General features: G+C 39.1%; 25 protein-coding genes. 22 read left to right on the forward strand and 3 right to left on the reverse strand.

What is annotated here, in order from left to right; genetic code table 11:
- Positions 1-34: 34 nt before the first annotated feature.
- The 9 genes from ACP3VS_RS05270 (at position 35) to mtnN (ending at position 8,012) form a co-directional block, all read left to right on the forward strand.
- Positions 35-562: a DUF1292 domain-containing protein gene (locus ACP3VS_RS05270; protein WP_031419240.1), complete on the forward strand. Its 528-nt coding sequence runs from the start codon at positions 35-37 to the stop codon at positions 560-562.
- A 303-nt stretch (positions 563-865) separates the two neighbouring features.
- Complete coding sequence (gene mltG / locus ACP3VS_RS05275; RefSeq protein ID WP_031419239.1) at positions 866-1,993, forward strand: endolytic transglycosylase MltG; 1,128 nt, start codon at positions 866-868, stop codon at positions 1,991-1,993.
- Between the two features lie 284 nt (positions 1,994-2,277).
- Complete coding sequence (locus ACP3VS_RS05280; protein ID WP_426388435.1) at positions 2,278-2,910, forward strand: O-methyltransferase; 633 nt, start codon at positions 2,278-2,280, stop codon at positions 2,908-2,910.
- Positions 2,911-2,915: 5 nt separating this feature from the next.
- Positions 2,916-3,848, forward strand: coding sequence for a peptidase U32 family protein (locus ACP3VS_RS05285; RefSeq protein ID WP_036162215.1), 933 nt, complete (start codon positions 2,916-2,918; stop codon positions 3,846-3,848).
- A 15-nt stretch (positions 3,849-3,863) separates the two neighbouring features.
- Positions 3,864-5,144, forward strand: a complete 1,281-nt coding sequence (locus tag ACP3VS_RS05290; RefSeq protein ID WP_012295386.1) for a peptidase U32 family protein — start codon at positions 3,864-3,866, stop codon at positions 5,142-5,144.
- Complete coding sequence (udk, locus tag ACP3VS_RS05295) at positions 5,144-5,782, forward strand: uridine kinase (RefSeq protein ID WP_008180943.1); 639 nt, start codon at positions 5,144-5,146, stop codon at positions 5,780-5,782. The genes ACP3VS_RS05290 and udk overlap by 1 nt, the downstream gene beginning before the upstream one ends.
- 175 nt (positions 5,783-5,957) lie before the next feature.
- Positions 5,958-6,446 carry a transcription elongation factor GreA gene (gene greA / locus ACP3VS_RS05300; RefSeq protein WP_031419233.1) on the forward strand — a complete coding sequence of 163 codons (489 nt, stop codon included), beginning with the start codon at positions 5,958-5,960 and terminating at the stop codon, positions 6,444-6,446.
- A 154-nt stretch (positions 6,447-6,600) separates the two neighbouring features.
- Positions 6,601-7,260, forward strand: a complete 660-nt coding sequence (locus ACP3VS_RS05305; RefSeq protein WP_197149847.1) for a YrrS family protein — start codon at positions 6,601-6,603, stop codon at positions 7,258-7,260.
- 59 nt (positions 7,261-7,319) lie between these two features.
- The gene (gene mtnN, locus ACP3VS_RS05310) at positions 7,320-8,012 is read left to right on the forward strand and encodes a 5'-methylthioadenosine/S-adenosylhomocysteine nucleosidase (protein ID WP_012295382.1); all 693 of its coding nucleotides are present in this window, start codon (positions 7,320-7,322) and stop codon (positions 8,010-8,012) included.
- Between the two features lie 328 nt (positions 8,013-8,340).
- On the opposite strand, the gene sigK is transcribed toward mtnN, so the two are convergent.
- Together sigK and pssA are read right to left on the reverse strand one after the other, a co-directional pair.
- Complete coding sequence (sigK, locus tag ACP3VS_RS05315; RefSeq protein ID WP_008180932.1) at positions 8,341-9,048, reverse strand: RNA polymerase sporulation sigma factor SigK; 708 nt, start codon at positions 9,046-9,048, stop codon at positions 8,341-8,343.
- 86 nt (positions 9,049-9,134) lie between these two features.
- Positions 9,135-9,635 carry a CDP-diacylglycerol--serine O-phosphatidyltransferase gene (pssA, locus tag ACP3VS_RS05320; RefSeq protein ID WP_051563351.1) on the reverse strand — a complete coding sequence of 167 codons (501 nt, stop codon included), beginning with the start codon at positions 9,633-9,635 and terminating at the stop codon, positions 9,135-9,137.
- A 135-nt stretch (positions 9,636-9,770) separates the two neighbouring features.
- On the opposite strand from pssA, the gene ACP3VS_RS05325 reads away from it, so the two are divergent.
- The 12 genes from ACP3VS_RS05325 to ACP3VS_RS05380 all read left to right on the forward strand — a co-directional run bounded on the left by ACP3VS_RS05325 (position 9,771) and on the right by ACP3VS_RS05380 (position 19,410).
- Positions 9,771-10,553, forward strand: coding sequence for a phosphatidylserine decarboxylase (locus ACP3VS_RS05325; RefSeq protein ID WP_031419229.1), 783 nt, complete (start codon positions 9,771-9,773; stop codon positions 10,551-10,553).
- Positions 10,554-10,589: 36 nt separating this feature from the next.
- Positions 10,590-11,111, forward strand: a complete 522-nt coding sequence (locus tag ACP3VS_RS05330; protein ID WP_426388436.1) for a YqeG family HAD IIIA-type phosphatase — start codon at positions 10,590-10,592, stop codon at positions 11,109-11,111.
- Positions 11,108-12,211: a ribosome biogenesis GTPase YqeH gene (gene yqeH, locus ACP3VS_RS05335; RefSeq protein WP_012295377.1), complete on the forward strand. Its 1,104-nt coding sequence runs from the start codon at positions 11,108-11,110 to the stop codon at positions 12,209-12,211. The genes ACP3VS_RS05330 and yqeH overlap by 4 nt, the downstream gene beginning before the upstream one ends.
- A 36-nt stretch (positions 12,212-12,247) precedes the next feature.
- Positions 12,248-13,078 (forward strand): shikimate dehydrogenase, encoded by an 831-nt coding sequence (gene aroE / locus ACP3VS_RS05340; RefSeq protein WP_031419227.1) that lies wholly within the window; start codon positions 12,248-12,250, stop codon positions 13,076-13,078.
- A gap of 5 nt (positions 13,079-13,083) precedes the next feature.
- A complete protein-coding gene (gene yhbY, locus ACP3VS_RS05345) occupies positions 13,084-13,386 on the forward strand; it encodes a ribosome assembly RNA-binding protein YhbY (protein ID WP_008180921.1) in 303 nt (100 codons plus the stop codon).
- Between the two features lie 9 nt (positions 13,387-13,395).
- Entirely contained in the window at positions 13,396-13,986 is a 591-nt protein-coding gene (locus ACP3VS_RS05350; protein WP_099805914.1) for a nicotinate-nucleotide adenylyltransferase, read from the forward strand.
- Complete coding sequence (gene yqeK, locus ACP3VS_RS05355; RefSeq protein ID WP_031419226.1) at positions 13,955-14,527, forward strand: bis(5'-nucleosyl)-tetraphosphatase (symmetrical) YqeK; 573 nt, start codon at positions 13,955-13,957, stop codon at positions 14,525-14,527. The genes ACP3VS_RS05350 and yqeK overlap by 32 nt, the downstream gene beginning before the upstream one ends.
- On the forward strand, positions 14,524-14,868 hold the full coding sequence (gene rsfS / locus ACP3VS_RS05360; protein WP_008180916.1) for a ribosome silencing factor: 345 nt from the start codon (positions 14,524-14,526) through the stop codon (positions 14,866-14,868). The genes yqeK and rsfS overlap by 4 nt, the downstream gene beginning before the upstream one ends.
- The gene (locus ACP3VS_RS05365; RefSeq protein ID WP_426388437.1) at positions 14,869-15,609 is read left to right on the forward strand and encodes a class I SAM-dependent DNA methyltransferase; all 741 of its coding nucleotides are present in this window, start codon (positions 14,869-14,871) and stop codon (positions 15,607-15,609) included. It begins immediately after the preceding gene.
- 197 nt (positions 15,610-15,806) lie between these two features.
- Positions 15,807-16,442, forward strand: coding sequence for a helix-hairpin-helix domain-containing protein (locus ACP3VS_RS05370; protein ID WP_031419224.1), 636 nt, complete (start codon positions 15,807-15,809; stop codon positions 16,440-16,442).
- A gap of 107 nt (positions 16,443-16,549) precedes the next feature.
- A complete protein-coding gene (locus ACP3VS_RS05375; RefSeq protein ID WP_012295370.1) occupies positions 16,550-17,119 on the forward strand; it encodes a ComE operon protein 2 in 570 nt (189 codons plus the stop codon).
- 134 nt (positions 17,120-17,253) lie between these two features.
- The gene (locus tag ACP3VS_RS05380; RefSeq protein WP_426388438.1) at positions 17,254-19,410 is read left to right on the forward strand and encodes a DNA internalization-related competence protein ComEC/Rec2; all 2,157 of its coding nucleotides are present in this window, start codon (positions 17,254-17,256) and stop codon (positions 19,408-19,410) included.
- 32 nt (positions 19,411-19,442) lie between these two features.
- On the opposite strand, the gene ACP3VS_RS05385 is transcribed toward ACP3VS_RS05380, so the two are convergent.
- Positions 19,443-19,580, reverse strand: a complete 138-nt coding sequence (locus ACP3VS_RS05385; protein WP_004226902.1) for a YqzM family protein — start codon at positions 19,578-19,580, stop codon at positions 19,443-19,445.
- A gap of 275 nt (positions 19,581-19,855) precedes the next feature.
- On the opposite strand from ACP3VS_RS05385, the gene holA reads away from it, so the two are divergent.
- On the forward strand, positions 19,856-20,866 hold the full coding sequence (gene holA / locus ACP3VS_RS05390; protein ID WP_031419221.1) for a DNA polymerase III subunit delta: 1,011 nt from the start codon (positions 19,856-19,858) through the stop codon (positions 20,864-20,866).
- The last annotated feature ends 196 nt before the right edge of the window (positions 20,867-21,062 follow it).

Consider the following 21,062-nt stretch of genomic DNA (forward strand, 5'->3'; position numbering starts at 1 on the left):
AAATAACAAAAAACTGTCAGAAGGAGCAATTCGAATGAATGAGGAAACGCAAGAATTTATGATGATCGATGAAAATGGGAAGGAACAACATTGTCATGTAGTCTTTACATTTGATGCAGCGGATAAATCCTATGTGCTATTCTCCATGCTAGATGCTAATGGTGAAGAAATTCCAGGTGATCTTTCAGCCATGACTTTCGATTATGACGATAACAATGGCGAGATGACAAATCTCCAGCCTGTTAAAACGGATGCAGAATGGGAAATGATTAATGAGGTGGTATTAACACTCCTAGATGAATTTGAAGAAGAACCACAGCTTATTACCGTGATAAATGAAGATGGAACGGATCAAGTTTGTGAGGTGATTCATACTTTTACATCTGAGCAATTTGGTAAATCGTATGTATTATATGTGCCTGCGACAGATGAACCAATGGATGAACGTGAAATTTTCGCATCTCAATACCTGGCTGGCAATGACGGTTCTATCGAAGAATTATTACCCATTGAAACAGATGAGGAATGGGTGTACGTTGAAGATATATTAAACGAACTGTAAGAACTCTGAGTGGTTAGGGGCCACTCGGAGTTTTTTTGTTTTAGATATAGAGAAGGAACTATTACAGTCTGTTATTATTGCAAAATGTTTATATTTATGCGATTCAAAAGCCTATAAGATACTAGCGAATTAGAAACAAACGATAGGAAGATACTGAAGCGTAAAGATTTTTAGCGAGCCAATCAGCCAGCAAAAATAGCTGGTTGATTTTTTATATATGCAAATTCTCCTGAATTGTCGATTTCTGTTTGTCGTGATAGTTGATTTCTAGTATGATATTGGATAGTGATAGGGGGGAAACCCGTGAATAACGGTACTAAAAAACAAGAAATGTTTTCAAAAATGCAGGAAAAAAAATCAGAGGTAAAAATCGTGAGAAAAATCGTTGCTATTGTGGCAATTGTTTTTGTCCTCGTAATAGGGATTGTCGGTTTATTTGGGTACAATTATGTTAAAGGTGCTTTAAAACCATTGGATCCTGATGCGACAAAAACAATTGCAGTAGAAGTACCAATCGGCTCTAGCTTGAGTTCAATTTCAACATTATTAGAGAAAAAAGGTGTTATTAAAGATGCGCGTGTTTTTAAATACTATGCAAAATTTAAAAACGAATCTCAATTCCAAGCAGGTAATTACGATTTAACGCAAGCAATGACATTTGATGAACTCATCGAAAGCTTAAAAACAGGGAAGGTATACCGAAAACCTGTCTTTACGATGACGATCCCCGAAGGCTTAACCATTGAGCAAATTGGGAAAGTGATTGAAAAGAAAACGCCATATTCACAAAAAGAGTTTATGGATTTAGTAACGAGTGACACATTTGTTCAACAAATGATGGCTAACTATCCTGAACTAGTAACAGATGCAGTGTTAGCTGAAAATATTCGCTATGATTTAGAAGGCTATTTATATCCAGCTACTTACTCGTACTATGAGGAAAAGCCATCTCTAGAAGCAATTGTTGAAGAGATGATCGCGGCTATGAACAAAGTGGTGAAAAATTATAGTGATGTTTTAGTGGAAAAACAAATGTCCGTTCACCAGCTGTTAACATTTGCCTCATTATTAGAAGAAGAAGCTACGGCTCAAACAGATCGAGAAACAATAGCAAGTGTCTTCTATAATCGTATTGATGAAGGGATGCCACTACAAACAGACCCAACTGTTTTATATGCACTTGGCGATCATAAAGATCGTGTGCTGTATGAAGACTTAGAAGTAGATAATGCCTATAATACTTACAAAAATAAAGGTTTACCACCAGGCCCAATTGCAGGTGCTGGAAAGACTTCTATTGAGGCGACATTGAACCCTAGTCAAACAGATTATTTCTATTTCTTAGCAGATAAAGAGGGTGTCAACCACTTCTCGAAAACATATGATGAACATTTACAGAAAATAGCGAAATATTTACAAAAAGAAGAATAGACGTATGTGAAGAGAAAATTGCATAGAACAAACATAGAAAGTAGAAGGAAAGAAAAATAGCTTTCCTTCTATTTTCATGCTATTATAAAGTGTGATTTTTGATCAATCCGTTATTCGGGACAAATATACGTGGTGGCAATTGTTTTGAGCATGTAAAAAACAATTGCTCATTTTTGTATGGCAAAGTACCAAGACATCACGTTTGGTCTTTTTCTTTTTGTTGATAAATGATGAAGTACGGACAACGTCTACATGCACGTTGCCATTTAATTGAGGGTGGAACAATGGAATTATCAGATGCATATATACAATCATTTATACAGCCACGTAATGAATTGCTTTTAGAAATGGAAGCCTATGCGGAGGAGAATCATGTACCGATTATGCAGCTTGCAGGTATTGATGCATTAAATCAATTGTTGCGCATTCAAAATCCGCAAAAAATTTTAGAAATTGGCACGGCAATTGGATATTCTGCTATTCGGATGGCAGAAGCTTTGCCAAATGTCCAGATCGTTACGATTGAACGCGATATAGAGCGTGTGACAAAAGCAAAGGTCTATATTGAACGGTCAACCGTATCTAATCGAATTAGGGTCATTGAAGGCGACGCTTTAGAGGTAGACGATAAGGCCATTGACACAGAGTTTGATGCAGTATTTATCGATGCCGCAAAGGGACAATATCAACGCTTCTTTGAAAAGTACGCTCCCCTCGTGAAATCAGGTGGAGTCTTGTATATCGACAATATGTATATGCATGGCTTGTCAGATTTAGATTTGAAGGATGTTCCACGTCGTAAACGTACAATGATCCGCAATTTAAAAAACTTCACAGAATGGATAATGCAGCACCCGGATTATACCAGTGCTTTTTTACCAGTAGGTGACGGTTTATTACTATGTTTGAAGAGGTGACTACTATGAAAAAACCAGAATTGCTTGTGACACCACAATCATTAGAACATATTAAAGCACTTTTAGAAGCTGGAGCAGATGCTTTTGTTATTGGTGAACAACAATTTGGTCTACGTCTAGCAGGAGAATTCTCAGTAGATGAAGTGGAAGAGGCAACGAAGCTCATTCACGCAGCTGGTAAAAAAGTTTATGTTGCAGTGAATGCCCTTTTCCATAATGAAAAGCTGGAGGCACTTGCCGACTATTTAAAAGACATGCAACGTATTGGTGTGGATCGTTTAATTTATGGCGACCCAGCAGTATTAATTATTCGTCGTGAGCAAGGCGTAACGATTCCATTGCATTGGAATCCGGAGACGACTGCAACAAACTGGTTTACGGCTAATTACTGGGGAAAACGCGGTGCGACTCGTGCAGTGTTAGCACGTGAGCTTTCTCTTGATGAGGTATTAGAAATTAAAGAAAGTGCGGAATTAGAAATTGAAGTACAAGTACATGGTATGACATGTATGTTCCAATCAAAACGCCCGCTACTTGGCCATTATTTCTTATATCAAGATAAAGTGATGGAAATTGAAAATCGTAAAGATAATCGAAACATGTTCCTACATGATGATGAGCGCAATAATAAATATCCAATTTATGAAGATGTAAACGGTACGCATATTTTTAGTCCTAATGACATGTGTGTTATTGATGAGCTTGGCGAATTATTCGAAGGCGGCATCGATGCCCTAAAAATTGAGGGTGTGCTACAAACCCCAGAGTATGTCGTAACTGTGACGGAGGCCTATCGCAAGGCCATCGATGCATATTTTGACGAATCCGAAGAAGCATATGATGACATAAAAGATGAATTATTAGCAAAAATTGAAGATATTCAACCAGCCATTAGACCATTAGATACAGGCTTTATCTTCAAGGAAACGGTTTACTAAGAGGGGGGCAATAACATGGCATTAGCGTTAGAACAAAATGACAAAATCCGTGACATTGTCGACGGTAAACGTGTCATTACAAAAAAACCAGAGCTACTTGCCCCAGCGGGTAGCTTAGAAAAATTAAAAGTAGCTGTGCATTACGGTGCAGATGCTGTATTTATTGGTGGACAAGAGTTTGGTCTACGTTCCAATGCAGATAATTTCTCTATTGAAGAAATGCGTGAGGGTGTAGAGTTTGCTAATCGATATGGTGCGAAAATTTATGTAACAACAAATATATTTGCACATAATGAAAATATGGAAGGCTTGGAGCGATATTTAAAAGATATTGAGTCGGCAGGTGTTACAGGTATCATCGTAGCAGATCCACTAATTATTGAAACATGCCGCACAGCGGCTCCTAAGCTTGAAATTCACCTTTCTACACAGCAGTCATTGTCCAACTGGAAGGCAGTGCAGTACTGGAAGGAAGAAGGCTTACATCGTGTTGTGTTAGCACGTGAAGTAGGCGGAGAAGAAATGAAATTGATGAAGGAAAAAGTCGATATTGAAATCGAGGCCTTTGTTCATGGCGCTATGTGTATTGCTTATTCGGGCCGTTGCGTATTATCTAACCATATGACTGCTCGTGACTCTAACCGTGGTGGTTGTTGCCAATCTTGTCGTTGGGATTACGATTTATATGAATTAGAAGATGGGGAAGAAAAAGCACTGTTTGATGATACTCATGCACCTTTTGCTATGAGCCCAAAAGATTTGAAGTTAATTGAAGCGATTCCACATATGATCGAGCTCGGTATTGATTCTTTAAAAGTGGAAGGTCGTATGAAATCGATTCACTATGTAGCAACAGTTGTATCCGTATACCGCAAAGTTATCGATGCTTATTGCGCAGATCCAGATAATTTTAAAATTAAACGTGAATGGCTAGAGGAGCTAGATAAATGTGCAAACCGTGATACGGCTGAAGCATTCTTCCATGATGCACCTGGCTCAGAGGAGCAAATGTTTGGTATACATGGCCGAAAAACTACATTTGAATTTGCTGGTTTAATTTTAGAACATGATCCAGAAACAAAAATGGTCACTATGCAGCAACGAAATTATTTTAAACCTGGTGACGAAGTAGAGTTCTTTGGCCCAGAAATTGAGAATTTCCGTCTGACAATGGGAGAAATTTGGGATGAAGATGGCAATAGCCTAGATGCAGCACGTCATCCATTACAAATTGTTAAATTTAAATGTGACACACCATTAATGCCGCATAACATGATGCGAAAGGAGAATAACTAATGGAAGTGAAGCGTCCTGTTGTTATCGGTATAGCAGGTGGCTCATGCTCAGGAAAAACGAGTGTGACGCGCGCCATCTATGATGTTTTCCGAGAGCATTCAGTTGTTGTGATTGAACAAGACTTTTATTATAAAGATCAAAGTCATTTAACATTTGAAGAGCGATTAGGAACAAACTATGATCATCCGTTAGCATTCGATAATGATTTATTAATACAGCACATAAAAAAACTTTTAGTACGTCAACCAATCGAAAAACCGGTTTATGATTACGTGCAGCATACTAGAGCAGCAGAAGTAATCCATGTTGAACCGGTAGATGTTATTATTCTAGAAGGGATTCTCGTGCTAGAGGATGCTGATTTACGTGATTTAATGGATATTAAATTATTTGTAGATACCGATTCTGATTTACGAATCATTCGTCGTATCATGCGTGATATTAAAGAACGCGGACGTACTACAGATTCAGTCATTGATCAGTACTTATCAGCGGTTCGACCAATGCATAATTTATTCATTGAACCTACAAAACGTTATGCTGATATCATTATTCCTGAAGGTGGGGATAATGAGGTTGCCATCGATTTAATGGTAACGAAAATTAAAACTATTCTTGAAACCGACAACGTATTGTAATAAGATAGAGTGGTATTGACAATATTTACATGCATATTTTAAAAAGGCATGCATACTATTAGGTCAAAGCGTATTTGAAAAACGTTTAAAAATAATAAAATTCGATTAAATGCACCTTGCAAGCATTTAATCGAGTTTTATGTTTTTATATTGAAGAAACAAGGAGTGAAGGACTTTGGCAAATGAAAAACAGTACCCTATGACAGCTGAGGGAAAACGTAAATTAGAAGAAGAATTAGTGAAATTAGAAACAGAAACACGTAAAGAAATCGTGGAACGTATAAAAATAGCTCGTGATTTTGGTGATCTTTCTGAGAACGCTGAATACGATTCAGCAAAAGAAGAACAAGCCTTTTTAGAAGGGCGTATTTCAACTTTAAAATCAATGATCCGTAATGCAGTGATTATTTCTGAGGATGAAACTGATAACAGCGTTGTATCACTTGGGAAAACGGTTACATTTGTAGAAATTATTAATGGGAAACCATCAACTGAAGAAGAATCTTATACAATTGTAGGTTCGGCTGAAGCAGATCCAATGGAATTCCGTATTTCCAACGAATCACCAATTGCCAAGGGCTTACTTGGCCGTGCTGAAGGCGAAGAAGTAGCCGTTCAAACTCCTGGTGGTGAAATGAAAGTTAAGATTGTTTCAATTAAATAAAATGTAAGTGGACAAGCAGTTGGTCTTTCTAATTTAGAGAGGCTAGCTGCTTTTATTTTTCGAGCTGAAGTGCCACGAAGTAAATTAATGAGTATAATTATTTTGCAAGTACTGCCGAACTTGATAGAATATTTGCTAGAGAGGGGGAGGAAATATGAGTGAACGACAAACTCGTAGTAGTCGTCATTTGCAGCCATCTCGTAATAAAAAGCTAGATAAACTATTGAATGTTTTAATTGGTGTAGTGGTTGTACTAATTATTATCACAGCAACTTATGTGTTTAAATGGCAAGATGATGCAGAACAAACAGTGAAAGATGAACCAGCTCAAGAGGAAAAAGACGACAACAAAGAAGTAGATAAAGAGCCTGTGAAAGAGGATGAAAAGGATTTGGCTGTAGAGGAAGATAAAGCTTCAGAGGAAGAGGATGTATCAGAGCCTGAAGAAATGCAGCAGGATCAAGGTACACCAGAAGAATCCACTTCAGATAATCCAAACGTAGAGAAAGTTATAACAAATAAAAATTGGCAGCCAACAGCTACTACTCAAACAGGCCAACATGTGTCTTCCTACGATTCTTCATCAGTAGACTGGTCTGAAAAGGTAGCAACTGTTTCTGGTGTAACGGGTATCGACCAAGACAATATGATTATTTGGCGTATGCAAAATAATGGTGGTCCTAATTCTTCAATAGCCACAGTGTCAACAAAAGATAAATCACAGATGTACCGTGTAAGTATGGAATGGGTGGACAATGAAGGATGGTTACCTGTAAAGCTTGAGCAGCTGAATACTTTAGAAGGTGCCTATTGACGAAAATCACACTTTTGATTATTTTTAATAGAGTTGATAAAGAAGGGAAGTAACATTACATGAAAATTGCAGTAATTGGGGCAATGGAAGAGGAAGTAGAATTACTACGAGCATCTTTAAACAATGCACAACGTACAACAATAGCAGGCAGTGAATATACAACAGGAACCTATGAAGGCAAGGAAGTTGTGTTATTAAAAAGTGGTATTGGTAAAGTCAATGCAGCTATGTCCACTACCATTCTTTTGCATGAGTTTAAGCCGGATGTTGTTATTAATACAGGCTCTGCTGGTGGTTATGATGAAGCCCTTGAGGTGGGAGCTGTAGTCATTTCCGATGAAGTTCGTCACCATGATGTGGATGTCACAATTTTTGGTTATGAAATTGGACAAATGGCTGGTATGCCAGCAGCTTATAAATCAGATGAACGATTAATGAAAGTAGCGGAGGAAGCTGTTAAGGCAGTTGGAGAGCATCAATATGGGATTGGTTTAATTTGCTCTGGGGATGCATTTATGAATGATCCTGAGCGTGTAGAAGCTGTTCGTCATCATTTCCCTCAAATGAAGGCGGTAGAAATGGAAGCGGCTGCGGTTGCACAAGTTTGTTATCAATTTGCCACACCTTTTGTAGTAATTCGTGCTTTATCAGATATAGCAGGAAAAGAGTCGAATATTAGCTTTGATGAGTTTTTACCAGTTGCTGCAAAACATTCGACACAAGTTGTCTTAAAAGCAATTGCCTCACTTTAATACACAAAACGGTCAAAATGTGTTATTGCTTATGTGAGAAAAATCACAGTGAATGAATGGTATAAATGCTACACTAGCTGTAATAAATCTCTTCATAATAGAATGGGAGGCATTCATGATGCTCGTATTAACAGTAGGTGTAGTGATTATCACTACTTTAATAGGTACATTGATTACGGCAGAACTTTCAGAATTAGCACATTCATAGAGTTTAAAAAGTTCCTTTGCGACATTAGCTATATCGCAAAGGAACTTTTTTATGCCATAGAATCGGCACATTCTCCGGCAAACATGCATTGAATTTTTCTAGTGAACATTTTACAATATATTACTCAATTGACTTTTGGTCTCGTTTGTATAATTGATAGAGTTTAATGAGTGCCCGTTTTTCAATCCGAGATACATAGCTTCGAGAAATATTTAGCCGAGCTGCAATTTCCTTTTGCGTAAGGGCATCTTGTTGATTTAATCCATAGCGAAGCGTCACAATTTCTAGTTCGCGTTCATCAAGCATATGCAAATAATGATATAGCTGTGCCACATGTTCTTTATGTTCGATTTTCTCGGTTGCACTTTCTTCATCACATTGGAGTAAATCTCGAATTTGAAGCGCATTGCCATCTTTATCTGTTCCGATCGGCTCAAATAAGGAAACGTCTTTCTGTACTTTTTTCTGTGTGCGTAGATGCATTAAAATTTCATTTTCAATACATCGAGCTGCATATGTGGCAAGTCTTGTTTTTTTGTCCGGGGTATAGCTTTCTACCGCCTTCATTAGCCCGATTGTCCCAATGGAAATATAATCATCAAGTTGTTCATGTTTTGGATGGAATTTTTTTACGACGTGCGCGACGAGCCTCATATTGCGTTCTATTAGGTCCAGGCGTGCTTGCTCATCGCCACCTAAAAATCGTTCAATACAAGCAGCTTCCTCTTCTTTTGAAAAGGGTTTATGGAATGTTTGCCCCTTTAAGTAGCCAAGTAACGCTGGGATCTCAAGCCATAACTGCAACATTGATGTAAAAATTCCGCTCATTGAATGATTTCATCCTTTCCCCATTTTTCGACAGTATATGTTTCAAAGCTGTGGGAAATGAAAAAAGTGCAACAGCAATTGTGCTGTTACACTTTTTTTAACGTAAATGTACTAATCATGAGTAAAGCTAAAATTGGGAAAAGGAAAAGATAAAAGGCCGGATGGAACGTAGTGGCTACAAAATACGTTAAAGTTAAGAACGTACCAGCAGCTGTAATAGGTAAACCTGTGAAATAGCCATTTGCTTCACTAATATTAAAGCGGGCTAATCGCATCGCACCACAAACGATAAACAGGACGGCCATCATCATGCCGGCAAAACCAAAATCAACTAGAACAACTTCGTACATTAATAATGCAGGCGCCACGCCAAATGATATAATATCACTCATAGAATCTAATTGTTTACCTAACTCAGACACTTGTCCGAGTGCTCTAGCTACCTTACCATCATAGCGATCAAGAAGAGCTGCAATAAAGATAAACAAGACACTATAGCTATAGTATTCATGTAAAGTGGCCATAATAGCCGCGCCTCCAAAGGACATATTACTAATTGTAATGAAGTTAGCTGCGTGCGATTTCATTTTCTTAACCGTGGTATCCACCAACTTGTGATAAAAAAACAAGGGGGATCACTCCTTTGCACTTAAGATATTGTACCATTATACTTCGAATGCGAAAAAATTGACAGTCTAAATTAATGGATAGGGGTTTTACTGATGAAAGAAAAACTATATCAACGCTTGATAGAACTAACGAATGGTAAGCAGTCCTCTCACCTTTTGCAAGCTATTGCGAAAGCCAAGTGGAGTAAACGTATAATTCCAAGCTACATGAAGTTATACGATATAAACCTTGAAGAAGTTTCAAAAAAACAACAACAATTTGCAAGTTTACACGATTTTTTTACAAGAGAGCTTTTACAAGATGCACGCCCGATTGAAAAAAATCCGATGGTGTATGTAAGTCCTGTAGATGCCAAGGTAGAATCCTTTGGAAGAATTGAATGGGATATGACATTTCTTGTAAAGGGTAAGCCCTATGCACTAGAAGATTTACTTGGTAATTCGGAGCGAGCTGCCAACTATGCAGACGGCCATTTTATTGTTTTTTATTTAAGCCCTGCTGATTATCATCGTATTCACAGTCCAATTGATGGAGAAGTACTAAGACAGTATACGCTTGGTCAGAAATCTTATCCTGTGAATCAAATAGGCCTTACATACGGTAAAAAGCCAATTTCCCACAATTACCGTTTAGTAACAGAGTTGAAAACAGCCCATAATCAGCAAGTGGCGTTTATAAAAGTGGGGGCGACCTTCGTAAATTCAATAGTGCTCACAAACAGGACAATAAACTGGTATAAAGGGCAGGAAGTTGGCTATTTCTCCTTTGGTTCGACAGTGGTAATGCTGTTTGAAAAGGATGCGATTGAGTTTACGGAAAATGTTGTACAGGGCAACCCAATTCGAATGGGTGAAGCCTTTGCAAATATGCTATAATGGTCGAATAATACGTTAAGATTAGGGGTCGCTATTTTGTATAATTTTTTATTACCAAACGAATTTGTGACGAATATTTTCGAAATTACACCTGAAAAACTTCAAGAATTAGGGATAAGAGGGATCATTACCGATCTAGATAATACCCTTGTGGAATGGGATCGTGAGGATGCAACAGAAGAACTAATCATTTGGCTGCGCATCATGAAGGAATCCGGTATTCGTGTTATTATTGCGTCGAATAACAAGGAGGCACGTGTTAAACGTTTCGCAGAGCCTTTAGATATTCCATACATTCATAAGGCAAAAAAACCATTGCGAAATGCTTTTTATAATGCCCTTATTCAATTAGGCTTACGCCCTAATGAAGTAGTAATGGTAGGGGATCAGCTCCTTACAGATGTAATGGGTGCGAACCGCTTAGGCTTGCATACCGTGCTAGTCAAACCTGTCGCACAATCTGATGGGTTAGTAACAAAATTGAATCGATTCATTGAACGTCGAGTGTTTAATGATTTGAAACGAAAAGGAATTATAACTTGGGAGGAACAAGAATGATTGAAATGCCAAATTGTATTGGCTGTGGTACAACAATTCAAACAGAAGATAAAACAGCAGTTGGGTATGCACCCCCATCATCACTAGAAAAGGATGTGGTCATTTGCCAACGTTGCTTCCGTTTGAAAAATTACAATGAAATTCAACCAGTGTCATTAACAGATGACGACTTTTTACGTATTTTAAATGGCCTTGGTACACAGCAAGGCTTAATCGTGAAAATTGTTGATATTTTTGATTTTAATGGTAGCTGGCTACCTGGCCTACACCGTTTTGTAGGGAAGAATCCTGTGCTGTTGATAGCTAATAAAGCTGATTTATTACCGAAATCGGTGAAACCGAAAAAAGTTATTAATTGGTTAAAACGTGAAGCAAAAGCGTTGGGACTTCAGCCTGTTGATGTGTTGTTAGTAAGTGCACATAAAGGTAAGGGAATGGCTGAAGCAATGGAAGCCATTGATGAATATCGCCAAGGACAAAATGTCTATGTGGTGGGCTGTACCAATGTCGGAAAATCCACATTCATCAACCGCATTATTAAGCAGGCAACAGGGGAAGGTGAAGTTATTACTACATCCCATTTCCCAGGTACTACTTTAGATATGATTGAAATTCCTTTGGATGATGGAAGTGCATTATTTGATACGCCTGGTATTATTAATCATCACCAAATGGCCCATCATATTGATTCAAGTGAATTAAAATATATTATGCCAAAAAAAGAAATCAAGCCGAAGGTCTACCAACAAAATGCGGGACAAACCTTGTTTATTGGGGCATTGGCAAGATTTGATTTTATTCAAGGGGACCGTTCTGCCTTTACAATCCATGTGGCAAATGACTTACCAATTCACCGAACTAAGCTTGAGAAGGCAGATACGCTGTATACAGAACATAAGGGAGACCTTTTGGCACCGCCAACTGCGGAGTTTATTGACCAACTTCCGCCTTTAGTTCGTCATGAGTTCTCCATTAAAGAAGCTAAAACTGATGTTGTATTTTCTGGACTAGGCTGGATTACTGTACAGCATGCCAATGTCGTAGTAGCAGCATACGCGCCTAAAGGTGTACAAGTTTCGATACGTCCATCACTTATATAGAGGGTGAAGGATGGAGAAGAGAAGAGGGACTAGGAAATGAAGAAGTGGTTTGCAGTTATTGGTGATCCAATTGAACATTCAAAATCACCAGCCATGCACAATGCTTGGTTTGAGGAAATGTCCGTAGAGGCAACATATATTCCGCTACATGTGTCTTCTGAGCAATTGGGAGCAGCAGTTGCTGGCTTAAAAACTTTAGGGGCAAGTGGCTGGAATGTAACAATTCCTCATAAAACAGCAATCATTCCCTATTTAGATGAGCTAGATGAGTTGGCGCAAAAAATGGGAGCAGTGAACACAGTAGTACGAACTACAGAAGGAAAGCTGATAGGCTATAATACAGATGGTGTTGGCTTTGTGCGTTCACTAGAAGAAGCAGTAGGTTCGTCTCATAAAGACAAGCCTGTGTTACTTGTTGGCGCAGGTGGCGCTGCCCGAGGTATAGCCTTTGCCATGCAGCAGCAAGGCTACAGTGATTTGACCATGACCAATCGTACCGTAGCCAATGCCCAAGCAATTGTGGATGAAATGGGGATTGGCCGTGCAATTTCATTAAAGGAAGCGGAAGAAACATTAGCTCATTTCAGCATTATAGTGCAAATGACTTCGGCAGGCCTTGCTACAGGCAATTTTTCAATGCCATTTTCCTTAAATCGTCTTGCCAAAGGAGCAATTGTTGCGGATATTGTGTATAATCCATTAATGACGCCTTTTTTACAAGCGGCTGAAGAAAAAGGGGCAACAATTGTGACAGGCTTAGGGATGTTTGTGCATCAAGGAGCCATTGCTTTTGAGCACTGGTTAGGCAACTATCCAAATACAAATTCAATGATTGTGCAGCTAAATGCGCAATTAGGAGGAAACTAATTTTTATGTTAACAGGTAAACAAAAACGTTTTTTACGTGCTGAAGCACACCATTTATCACCAATATTCCAAGTAGGAAAAGGTGGCGTAAATGATGAAATGACTAAACAAATTCGTGAGGCATTAGAAGTACGTGAACTAATTAAAGTCCGTATTTTAGATAATTGTGAGGAGGACAAACATGAAGTGGCAGAGGCACTTGCAAAAGGTGCACATGCAGAGCTTGTCCAATTAATCGGCCTGACAGTTGTTTTATATAAAGAATCACGCAATCAAAAAAAGATTGTATTACCAAAAGCAACGAAATAAGGTGAGACGATGAAAAGGGTCGGTTTACTTGGAGGCACGTTTAATCCTCCTCATATGGGGCATTTATTAATGGCGAATGAGGTATTTCATGCATTGCAACTCGATGAAATACGCTTTATGCCGAATGCCATACCACCACATAAGCATGCACGATTTGATGCTAGTAATGTGGAACGACTTGAAATGGTGAAGCGTGCCATTCGCCCGTTCCCTTATTTTTCAGTGGAGTCGTATGAGGTAGACAAGGGTGGCGTATCCTATTCCTATGAGACACTTTCTGCATTATGTAGGAAGGAACCTACTGTCAAATTTTACTTTATCATCGGTGGCGATATGATTGATTCGCTACATACATGGCATTGTATAGATGACCTAGTAGAACTTGTCCAATTTGTTGGTGTGAAACGTCCAGGAACAGCAGCCATTACAGAGTACCCTATATGCATGGTGGAGGTGCCTCAAATCGATTTATCGTCCACACTGATTCGTGAACGCCTGGCGACTGGAGGAACGGTGACACTTTTACTACCAGAAGCGGTAGAGACGCTCATACGAGAGGAAGGTCTTTATGGAACGCGAACAGTATTTAGCGGCGATTAAGCCCAGAATGCCGGAAAAACGTTATATTCATACAATCGGTGTTATGGAAACGGCCATCAATCTAGCACGAAAGTACGGCGAGGATGAGAAAAAGGCTGAAATAGCTGCAATCCTTCATGATATAGCAAAATATGCAGATATAGAGTGGATGGAGAACATCGTCCGAACGGAAAAGTTAGATGCACGACTCATTGGCTGGGGCAGTGAACTACTTCATGGCCCAGTCGGTGCATATATTGCAGAAAGTGAATTCGGGATCAAAGATGATGAGCTATTGAATGCTATTCGTTTTCATACAACAGGGCGACCTAATATGAGTCGTTTAGAAAAAATCATTTTTGTCGCAGATATGATTGAACCGAATCGTCAATTTGATGGTGTGGAACGTCTGCGCAAAAAAGCGCAAAAAAATTTGGATAAGGCCATGAGTGCATGTGTCCGTCATACATTGGCATTTTTAATCGACACAAAGCAGCCTATTTATCCGTTATCAATAGAATGTTATAACGATATGATGAACAGAGAGGATAGTGAAGGATGACTTCAACTTTATTACAAGCAGCTTACAAAGCGATTGACGACAAACATGGTGAGGATATTGTCGTTTTAAATATGCAAGGAATTTCCCTTTTAGCAGATTACTTTATCATTGCACATGGTAACTCAGATCGTCAGGTGCAAGCCATTGCACGCGAATTGCAGGATGTAGCTGAAAAAGATGGCTATGAAATTCGCCGTGTCGAAGGTTTTGATGGTGCTCGTTGGGTTCTAGTAGACTTAGGAGATGTAGTAGCACACGTATTCCATAAAGATGAGCGTGCTTATTATAATTTAGAGCGTCTATGGGGCGATGCACCACAATTAGACATGCCAGAGGCCTAAGTGAGTAGTTACGAACGCTTCGCCCATGTCTATGATGAGTTACAAACGGATATTCCTTACAATCTTTATGTAGATTGGATTGTACAGCATGCACCTAGCAACCAATACAAAAAACTAGTAGATATTGGGTGTGGCACAGGTGTACTTAGCTTGTTATTTGCACAGGCTGGCTACAAAGTCAGCGGTGTTGATTTATCAGAAGAAATGCTTTCCATTGCGACTGAACGTTTTACTGGTGCAGGATACGAGGCTCCGTTTTATTGTATGTCCATGGACGAACTAGAAGGCTTTGATGCAGTAGATGTGGTCACAATTGCCATAGATTCTCTGAATTATGTTGTAGAGGAGCAAGCAGTCTTTACAACATTAGAACGGATTTATCATGCATTACGTGATGGAGGCCAACTTTTTTTTGATGTCCATTCACTATTTAAAATGACGGAAATCTTTTTGGATGGTCCATTTACGTATGACAATGGTGATATTAGTTATGTATGGCATACAGAGCCAGGAGAATTCGAGCATTCCATTATTCATCAAATGACCTTTTATGTGCGTGATACAAAGAGTGATTTATATGAACGGTTTGATGAGGAGCATATTCAACGTACGTATCCTATCGAACAATATATGAATTGGCTTCGCGCTATCGGCTTTAGTGATGTGGTAGTAACAGCAGATTTTACAAACGAAGCACCAGATTATGAAAGTGAACGCATTTTTATCCGTGCGGTAAAATAAATATGGCAAGCACCACACTGCTGATTGGCAGTGTGGATTTTTTTTTGAGGCCGCGGAATGGTGGATAAATAGTGCAGTCAAATTAACCGATTACTTGGGAGCTTTTCGTTCCCGCTTTCAGGTTTGCAATCTATGGATGTTAGTGTATGATGAATGTACCTCCATATGATGACCTTTTGCATTGAAAGGATGGTACTATGTTGCAATCTTTATGGCAAAAGTACAAAAAGAGTATGCTAATCCCCGGCGTACTAATAATCAGTGGACTATTTTTTTACTTCTCTTTATCGAGTTCTGACTCTTCACGACCCCAAGAAGAGCTCATCGAAACCATCCAACCTATTGAAGAAACGATTCCCATGGAATCTACTGCTGAGGAAGCGGTTCAACAGCAGGTATTTGTTGATATAAAGGGTGCTGTTATGTATCCGGGCGTTTATGAGCTTCAACCAGACAAGCGTATTTTCGATGCTATTCAGCTTGCAGGTGGTTATATTGAGAATGCGGATACGCAACTTGTTAATCATGCGCAAAAAGTTCAGGATGAAATGGTGATTTATATTCCCATCAAGGGAGAACAGCTTGAAGATATATCTAGTAATCTACTTATGTTACCTTTGGAAAGCCAGAATAAGAGTCAGAAGATTAATGTCAATACCGCTGATGCGGAGACTCTTGCAACATTACCAGGAATCGGCCCTTCAAAAGCTCATAGTATTCTTAGTTATCGGGAGGAAAAAGGACGCTTTCAAACCATTGATGATGTAAGAAATATTAATGGTATAGGTGATAAAACATTTGAAAAAATAAAGGATTCTATTACCGTTAAGTAAAGCTAATAGCTTATGAGATATTGACGCCGCTTTTCCAAAAGAGCTACACTATAGTAGAAAAGCAACAAGATCGAAAACTTGTAAGGCAAAATTTTGGAGGTAGTCATATGGAGCGAATTACTTGGGATCAATTTTTTATGGCACAAAGCCATTTACTCGCATTGCGTAGTACTTGTACAAGACTAGCAGTAGGAGCAACTGTTGTTCGTGATAAGAGGATCATAGCAGGGGGCTATAATGGGTCTATTACTGGTGATGAGCATTGTATCGAAAATGGCTGCTATGTGGTGGACAACCATTGTGTCCGTACAGTGCATGCTGAAATGAATGCTTTACTACAGTGTGCTAAATACGGTACACCAACAAAAGGTGCTGATTTATACGTGACACACTTCCCATGTCTCCCTTGTACCAAATCTATTATTCAAGCAGGCATTGAGCGAGTTTATTATGCAACTGACTATAAAAATAATCCATATGCTCAGGAATTATTTGAAAAAGCAGGCGTGACAGTCGTTCATGTACCATTTGATGAACGAAAAATCGATTTTCTACGAGATGAAAAGCTAGCCTTATATACAGAGATGCTTCATGAGCTTCGCGAGAACGGACTGCCATCCGAAAAATTGCTTCCGTATGAACAGAAGGTGAGTGCACTATTCGGTATAAAGCTTTAAGGCAAAAATGGATTTTTCTAGCGCTTGCTGTACTTGTCGCTTCCTTAGCAGCTCACAAGTCGGCTTGGCTACTCCTATTAGTACTTCTTTTAGCTCTGTGGCTCATCGTAAAGGGTGAGTCACGGTTCTTAGCAATGATAGTATTAACGATTGGCTTATTATCGTATATATTTTTTGCTACAATTCAACTGGTTCAACCTTCCCCACTACCATCCTCTTTCCCTTTAACTTGGTCAAACGATTATAAAATAAGCGGTCAAAAGCTCCGTGGTTTTGGTACAACTACAAACGGTCAAAAGTTATATGTAGTGTATACATTTTCCTCTGAACAAGAAAAAATTAATTATGAACATACATCTATGGCAGGAATGACGTATCTTGCGAAAGGTGAGCTTGTGAGCCCTTCTCCATCAGCCCATGATTACGCCTTTTCCATGTCCAATTATTTAACGAGTAAGGGAGCAACTGGTATTGTTGAAATCACTAGTTGGACCTTTATAGAGAAGCGCAATTCCCCCATCATATTTCTCGCTAAGCTAAGACAACAAATGAAACAGCATATAGAAATGACATTTCCCCAACCATTAGTAGCGGAGGCTCAAGCCCTTCTCATTGGAGAGCAGGATCAAATGGATAATGAGCTACAACGAGCCTATCAAAAGCTAGGGATCACTCATTTATTTGCGATCTCTGGTCTACATGTAGCACTGGTGTCGTGGTTATTTATTGAAGGTCTACTACGCATAGGTATTCGCAAAGAGATGGCTACTATTGCCTTGGTCATCTTACTCCCTATCTACGGAGTCATTGCAGGGGGGGCACCATCTGTATGGCGAGCCGTTTCAGTAGTGGAATTAATGATGTTGCTTCGTTATTTGAAATGGACGCTGTCAATCGATGATGCACTTGCTATTAGCTTTGCAGGCTTTGTTTTACTTGAACCGGGAGTAATCTTTCAAATTGGTTTCCAACTGTCTTATTTAGCAGCGGCTAGTCTTGTTTATTCTAGTTATATTTTTACACAGACGAGCAATTGGTTATCCCGTTCTTTTTTCGTCACATTCGTCTGTCAGCTACTTGTCTATCCTTTATTACTTCATCATTTCTATGAACTTTCCATTTCCTCGTTTTTTGTCAATATTATCTTCGTTCCTTTGTTTTCATTCGTTATTTTACCTTTTAATATTGTGGCCTTAGCTCTAACCTATATTTCCTTACCATTAGCCAACCTGTTATTTGCAGGCTACGAGCCTCTGCGAAATGGGCTAACGAATGTAATATATCTAATACAAGCTCTACCATTTCAATTATGGTCCCCAGGTAAACCATCCGTTTGGCTTTGTTGTTTAGCAATGCTAAGCGTTCTCACGTGTTTCTATTTCTTAGAAACAAAACGATTTAAGAATGCGATTTTGGTTTTACTCTTCCCAGCCATCTGGATTCATCTTTCTCCAATGCTTTATAGCGACACAAAGATAACGTTTTTAAATGTAGGACAGGGTGATTGCACTGTGATTGAATTGCCATTTAGGGAGGCTGTATACGTCATTGATGCGGGTGGACTGTTGCGCTTTGAACAAGAGCAATGGAAGAAGGCAAATAAAGACTATGAGGTGGGGAAACAAATTGTGGTTCCGTTTCTAAAAGGGAAGGGAATACGAACCATCGATATTTTTATTGTTACGCATGCGGACGCGGATCATGTAGAAGGCGCTGAGGAAATTTTACAGGAGATTGGGATGAAAGAAATTCACGTGACACCTGGATCGTTGAAACAGCCTATTATGAGGGACTTACTAAGGGAAGCCCAAAAACATAACGTCCCTATAAAAGAAAAGATGAAGGGCACTATATGGCAGAAGGGTGAGTCAAGCTTTTATTATTTATGGCCGCAGGATACCCATTATGAAGGCAATGATGACTCGCTTGTTTTATACATGCAACAGAAGGCATTTAAAGCGCTATTTACAGGTGATTTAGAGAAATATGGCGAACAACAGCTAATGATGTATTATGGACCTCTAATAGCTAATCTAACCCTTCTGAAGGCTGGTCATCATGGCAGTAAAACATCTAGTATCGAATCATTTGTAGAGCTCGTACGACCCCAATTCACCGTTTTTAGTGCTGGGCTTCAAAATCGTTATGGTCATCCACATGAAGAGGTAGTTGAGCGATTTGCCAATCGGAATTTAGCTACTTGGACAACAGGGGTGGATGGCACGATCGAAATACGTATTCAGGGCAATCGTTTGACAGTTAAAGCAAAAGAAAAAGACCTTGTCCAATGAGCAAGGTCTTTTTCCTTCGTATTTTAGTCTGATTACTGTGATACGAACTCTACTATTGTCGCGATAATAAACATTAGTGTGAAAACGCCAAATGATACACCGAAACCAACACCTGAATCGATTGCATCGTTACGTCGACATTGTATGTTTTTTCCTTCAAATGGATTCATTGTTATCCCTCCAATTCTGTTATTTATTATAAGACAACATGTACATAAAAGCTATATCCAAAAGGAGAATTCCCCGTCTGGCAAGGAATCGACACATTTCGGTCAAACTCACTACAGGACAACTAAAATGGCTTGGATATTGCTCGACAGAAATTAAATCTTGGATTGACCTACCAAATGAATGCCATATAAGCATGGTATCTATCGAGGTTGGAGCCTGCTCAATCCAGACAAAATCATGTATACTTATAGTATTGCTAGATGGAGGGAAAATTATGATTTCAACGGTTTGGAAAACAATAAAAAAAGGTGAGCTAGCACCAGTATATCTACTTGTTGGTGAAGAAAGCTATTTTATAGATGAAACCATTAAGCGTATAAAAGAAGCAATGGGGCCAGAAGAAGAGCTGGAAATGAACACATTTGATTTAGATGAAGTGCCTGTGGACGCTGTTATGGATGAAGCAGATACCATTCCCTTTTTCTCTGAACAAAAGCTTATTATTGCCAAAAATGCTTCGTTTTTAAAGGCAGCTGAGAAAGGAAAAGAAAAGATCGACCATGATGTGAAGCGACTTGAGGCATGGTTGTCCAATCCTTCTGATTTTTCCGTAACCGTTTTTATTGCTCCTTATGAAAAGCTAGATGAGCGTAAAAAAGTGACAAAAATGATGAAAGAGCATGCATTACTTATCGAAGCAGCAACACCTAAAGAGCAGGATTTAGCCGTTTGGATCCAAAGTATTGTTAAGGGACAGGGCAATAGCATCACACAGGATGCTATCGAACTTCTTGTGACGATGGTTGGGGCGAACATGCTTCAATTACAAATGGAAATAGACAAGCTTACCCTTTATCTTGGTGAAGGTGGAGAAATTACGGTATCGCTAGTGGAGGATTTAGTGGCAAAAACATTGGAGCAGGACGCCTTTAAAATGCTCAACGCCTATTTGGCCAATGATTCGGTCAGCGCTTTGTCGATTTATCATGATTTATTGCGACAAAAGCAAGAGCCTATTATGCTTGTTGGACTACTTGCATCCAATGTTCGTACGATGTCGAATGTTTTTTATTTGTTGAAGAAAGGGTACCATCCGCAGCAAATCGCCAAAAACTTAAAAATTCATCCGTATCGTGTCAAATTAATGACTGAGCAACGTAATCGTCCATCAGAAGAAAGCTTATTGAGAGCATTATATCAACTAGCAGAGGTGGATTTACAGTTGAAATCCACAGGTGGCAATCGAGAACGATATTTGGAGCTTTTTTTACTTCGTCAACTTTAACACAAAAGCTGTCCCGTTATAGGACAGCTCAGACTGTAGACAAACTCAAAAAATTTGAGAGATTTGCCTACAGTCTTTTTTCTTTTACAATGAAATAAAGTAAAGTCGTTGATTTTCATTACGGGCGGACGCTTTCCGCGGGCGGGGTCGAGCTGCTTCCCTCGCCTCGCTCAGTCCAGGATCTCGACTTTCCCGC

Source organism: Lysinibacillus sp. VIII_CA (assembly GCF_049943995.1).
GTDB classification, from domain to species: Bacteria; Bacillota; Bacilli; order Bacillales_A; family Planococcaceae; genus Lysinibacillus; species Lysinibacillus pinottii.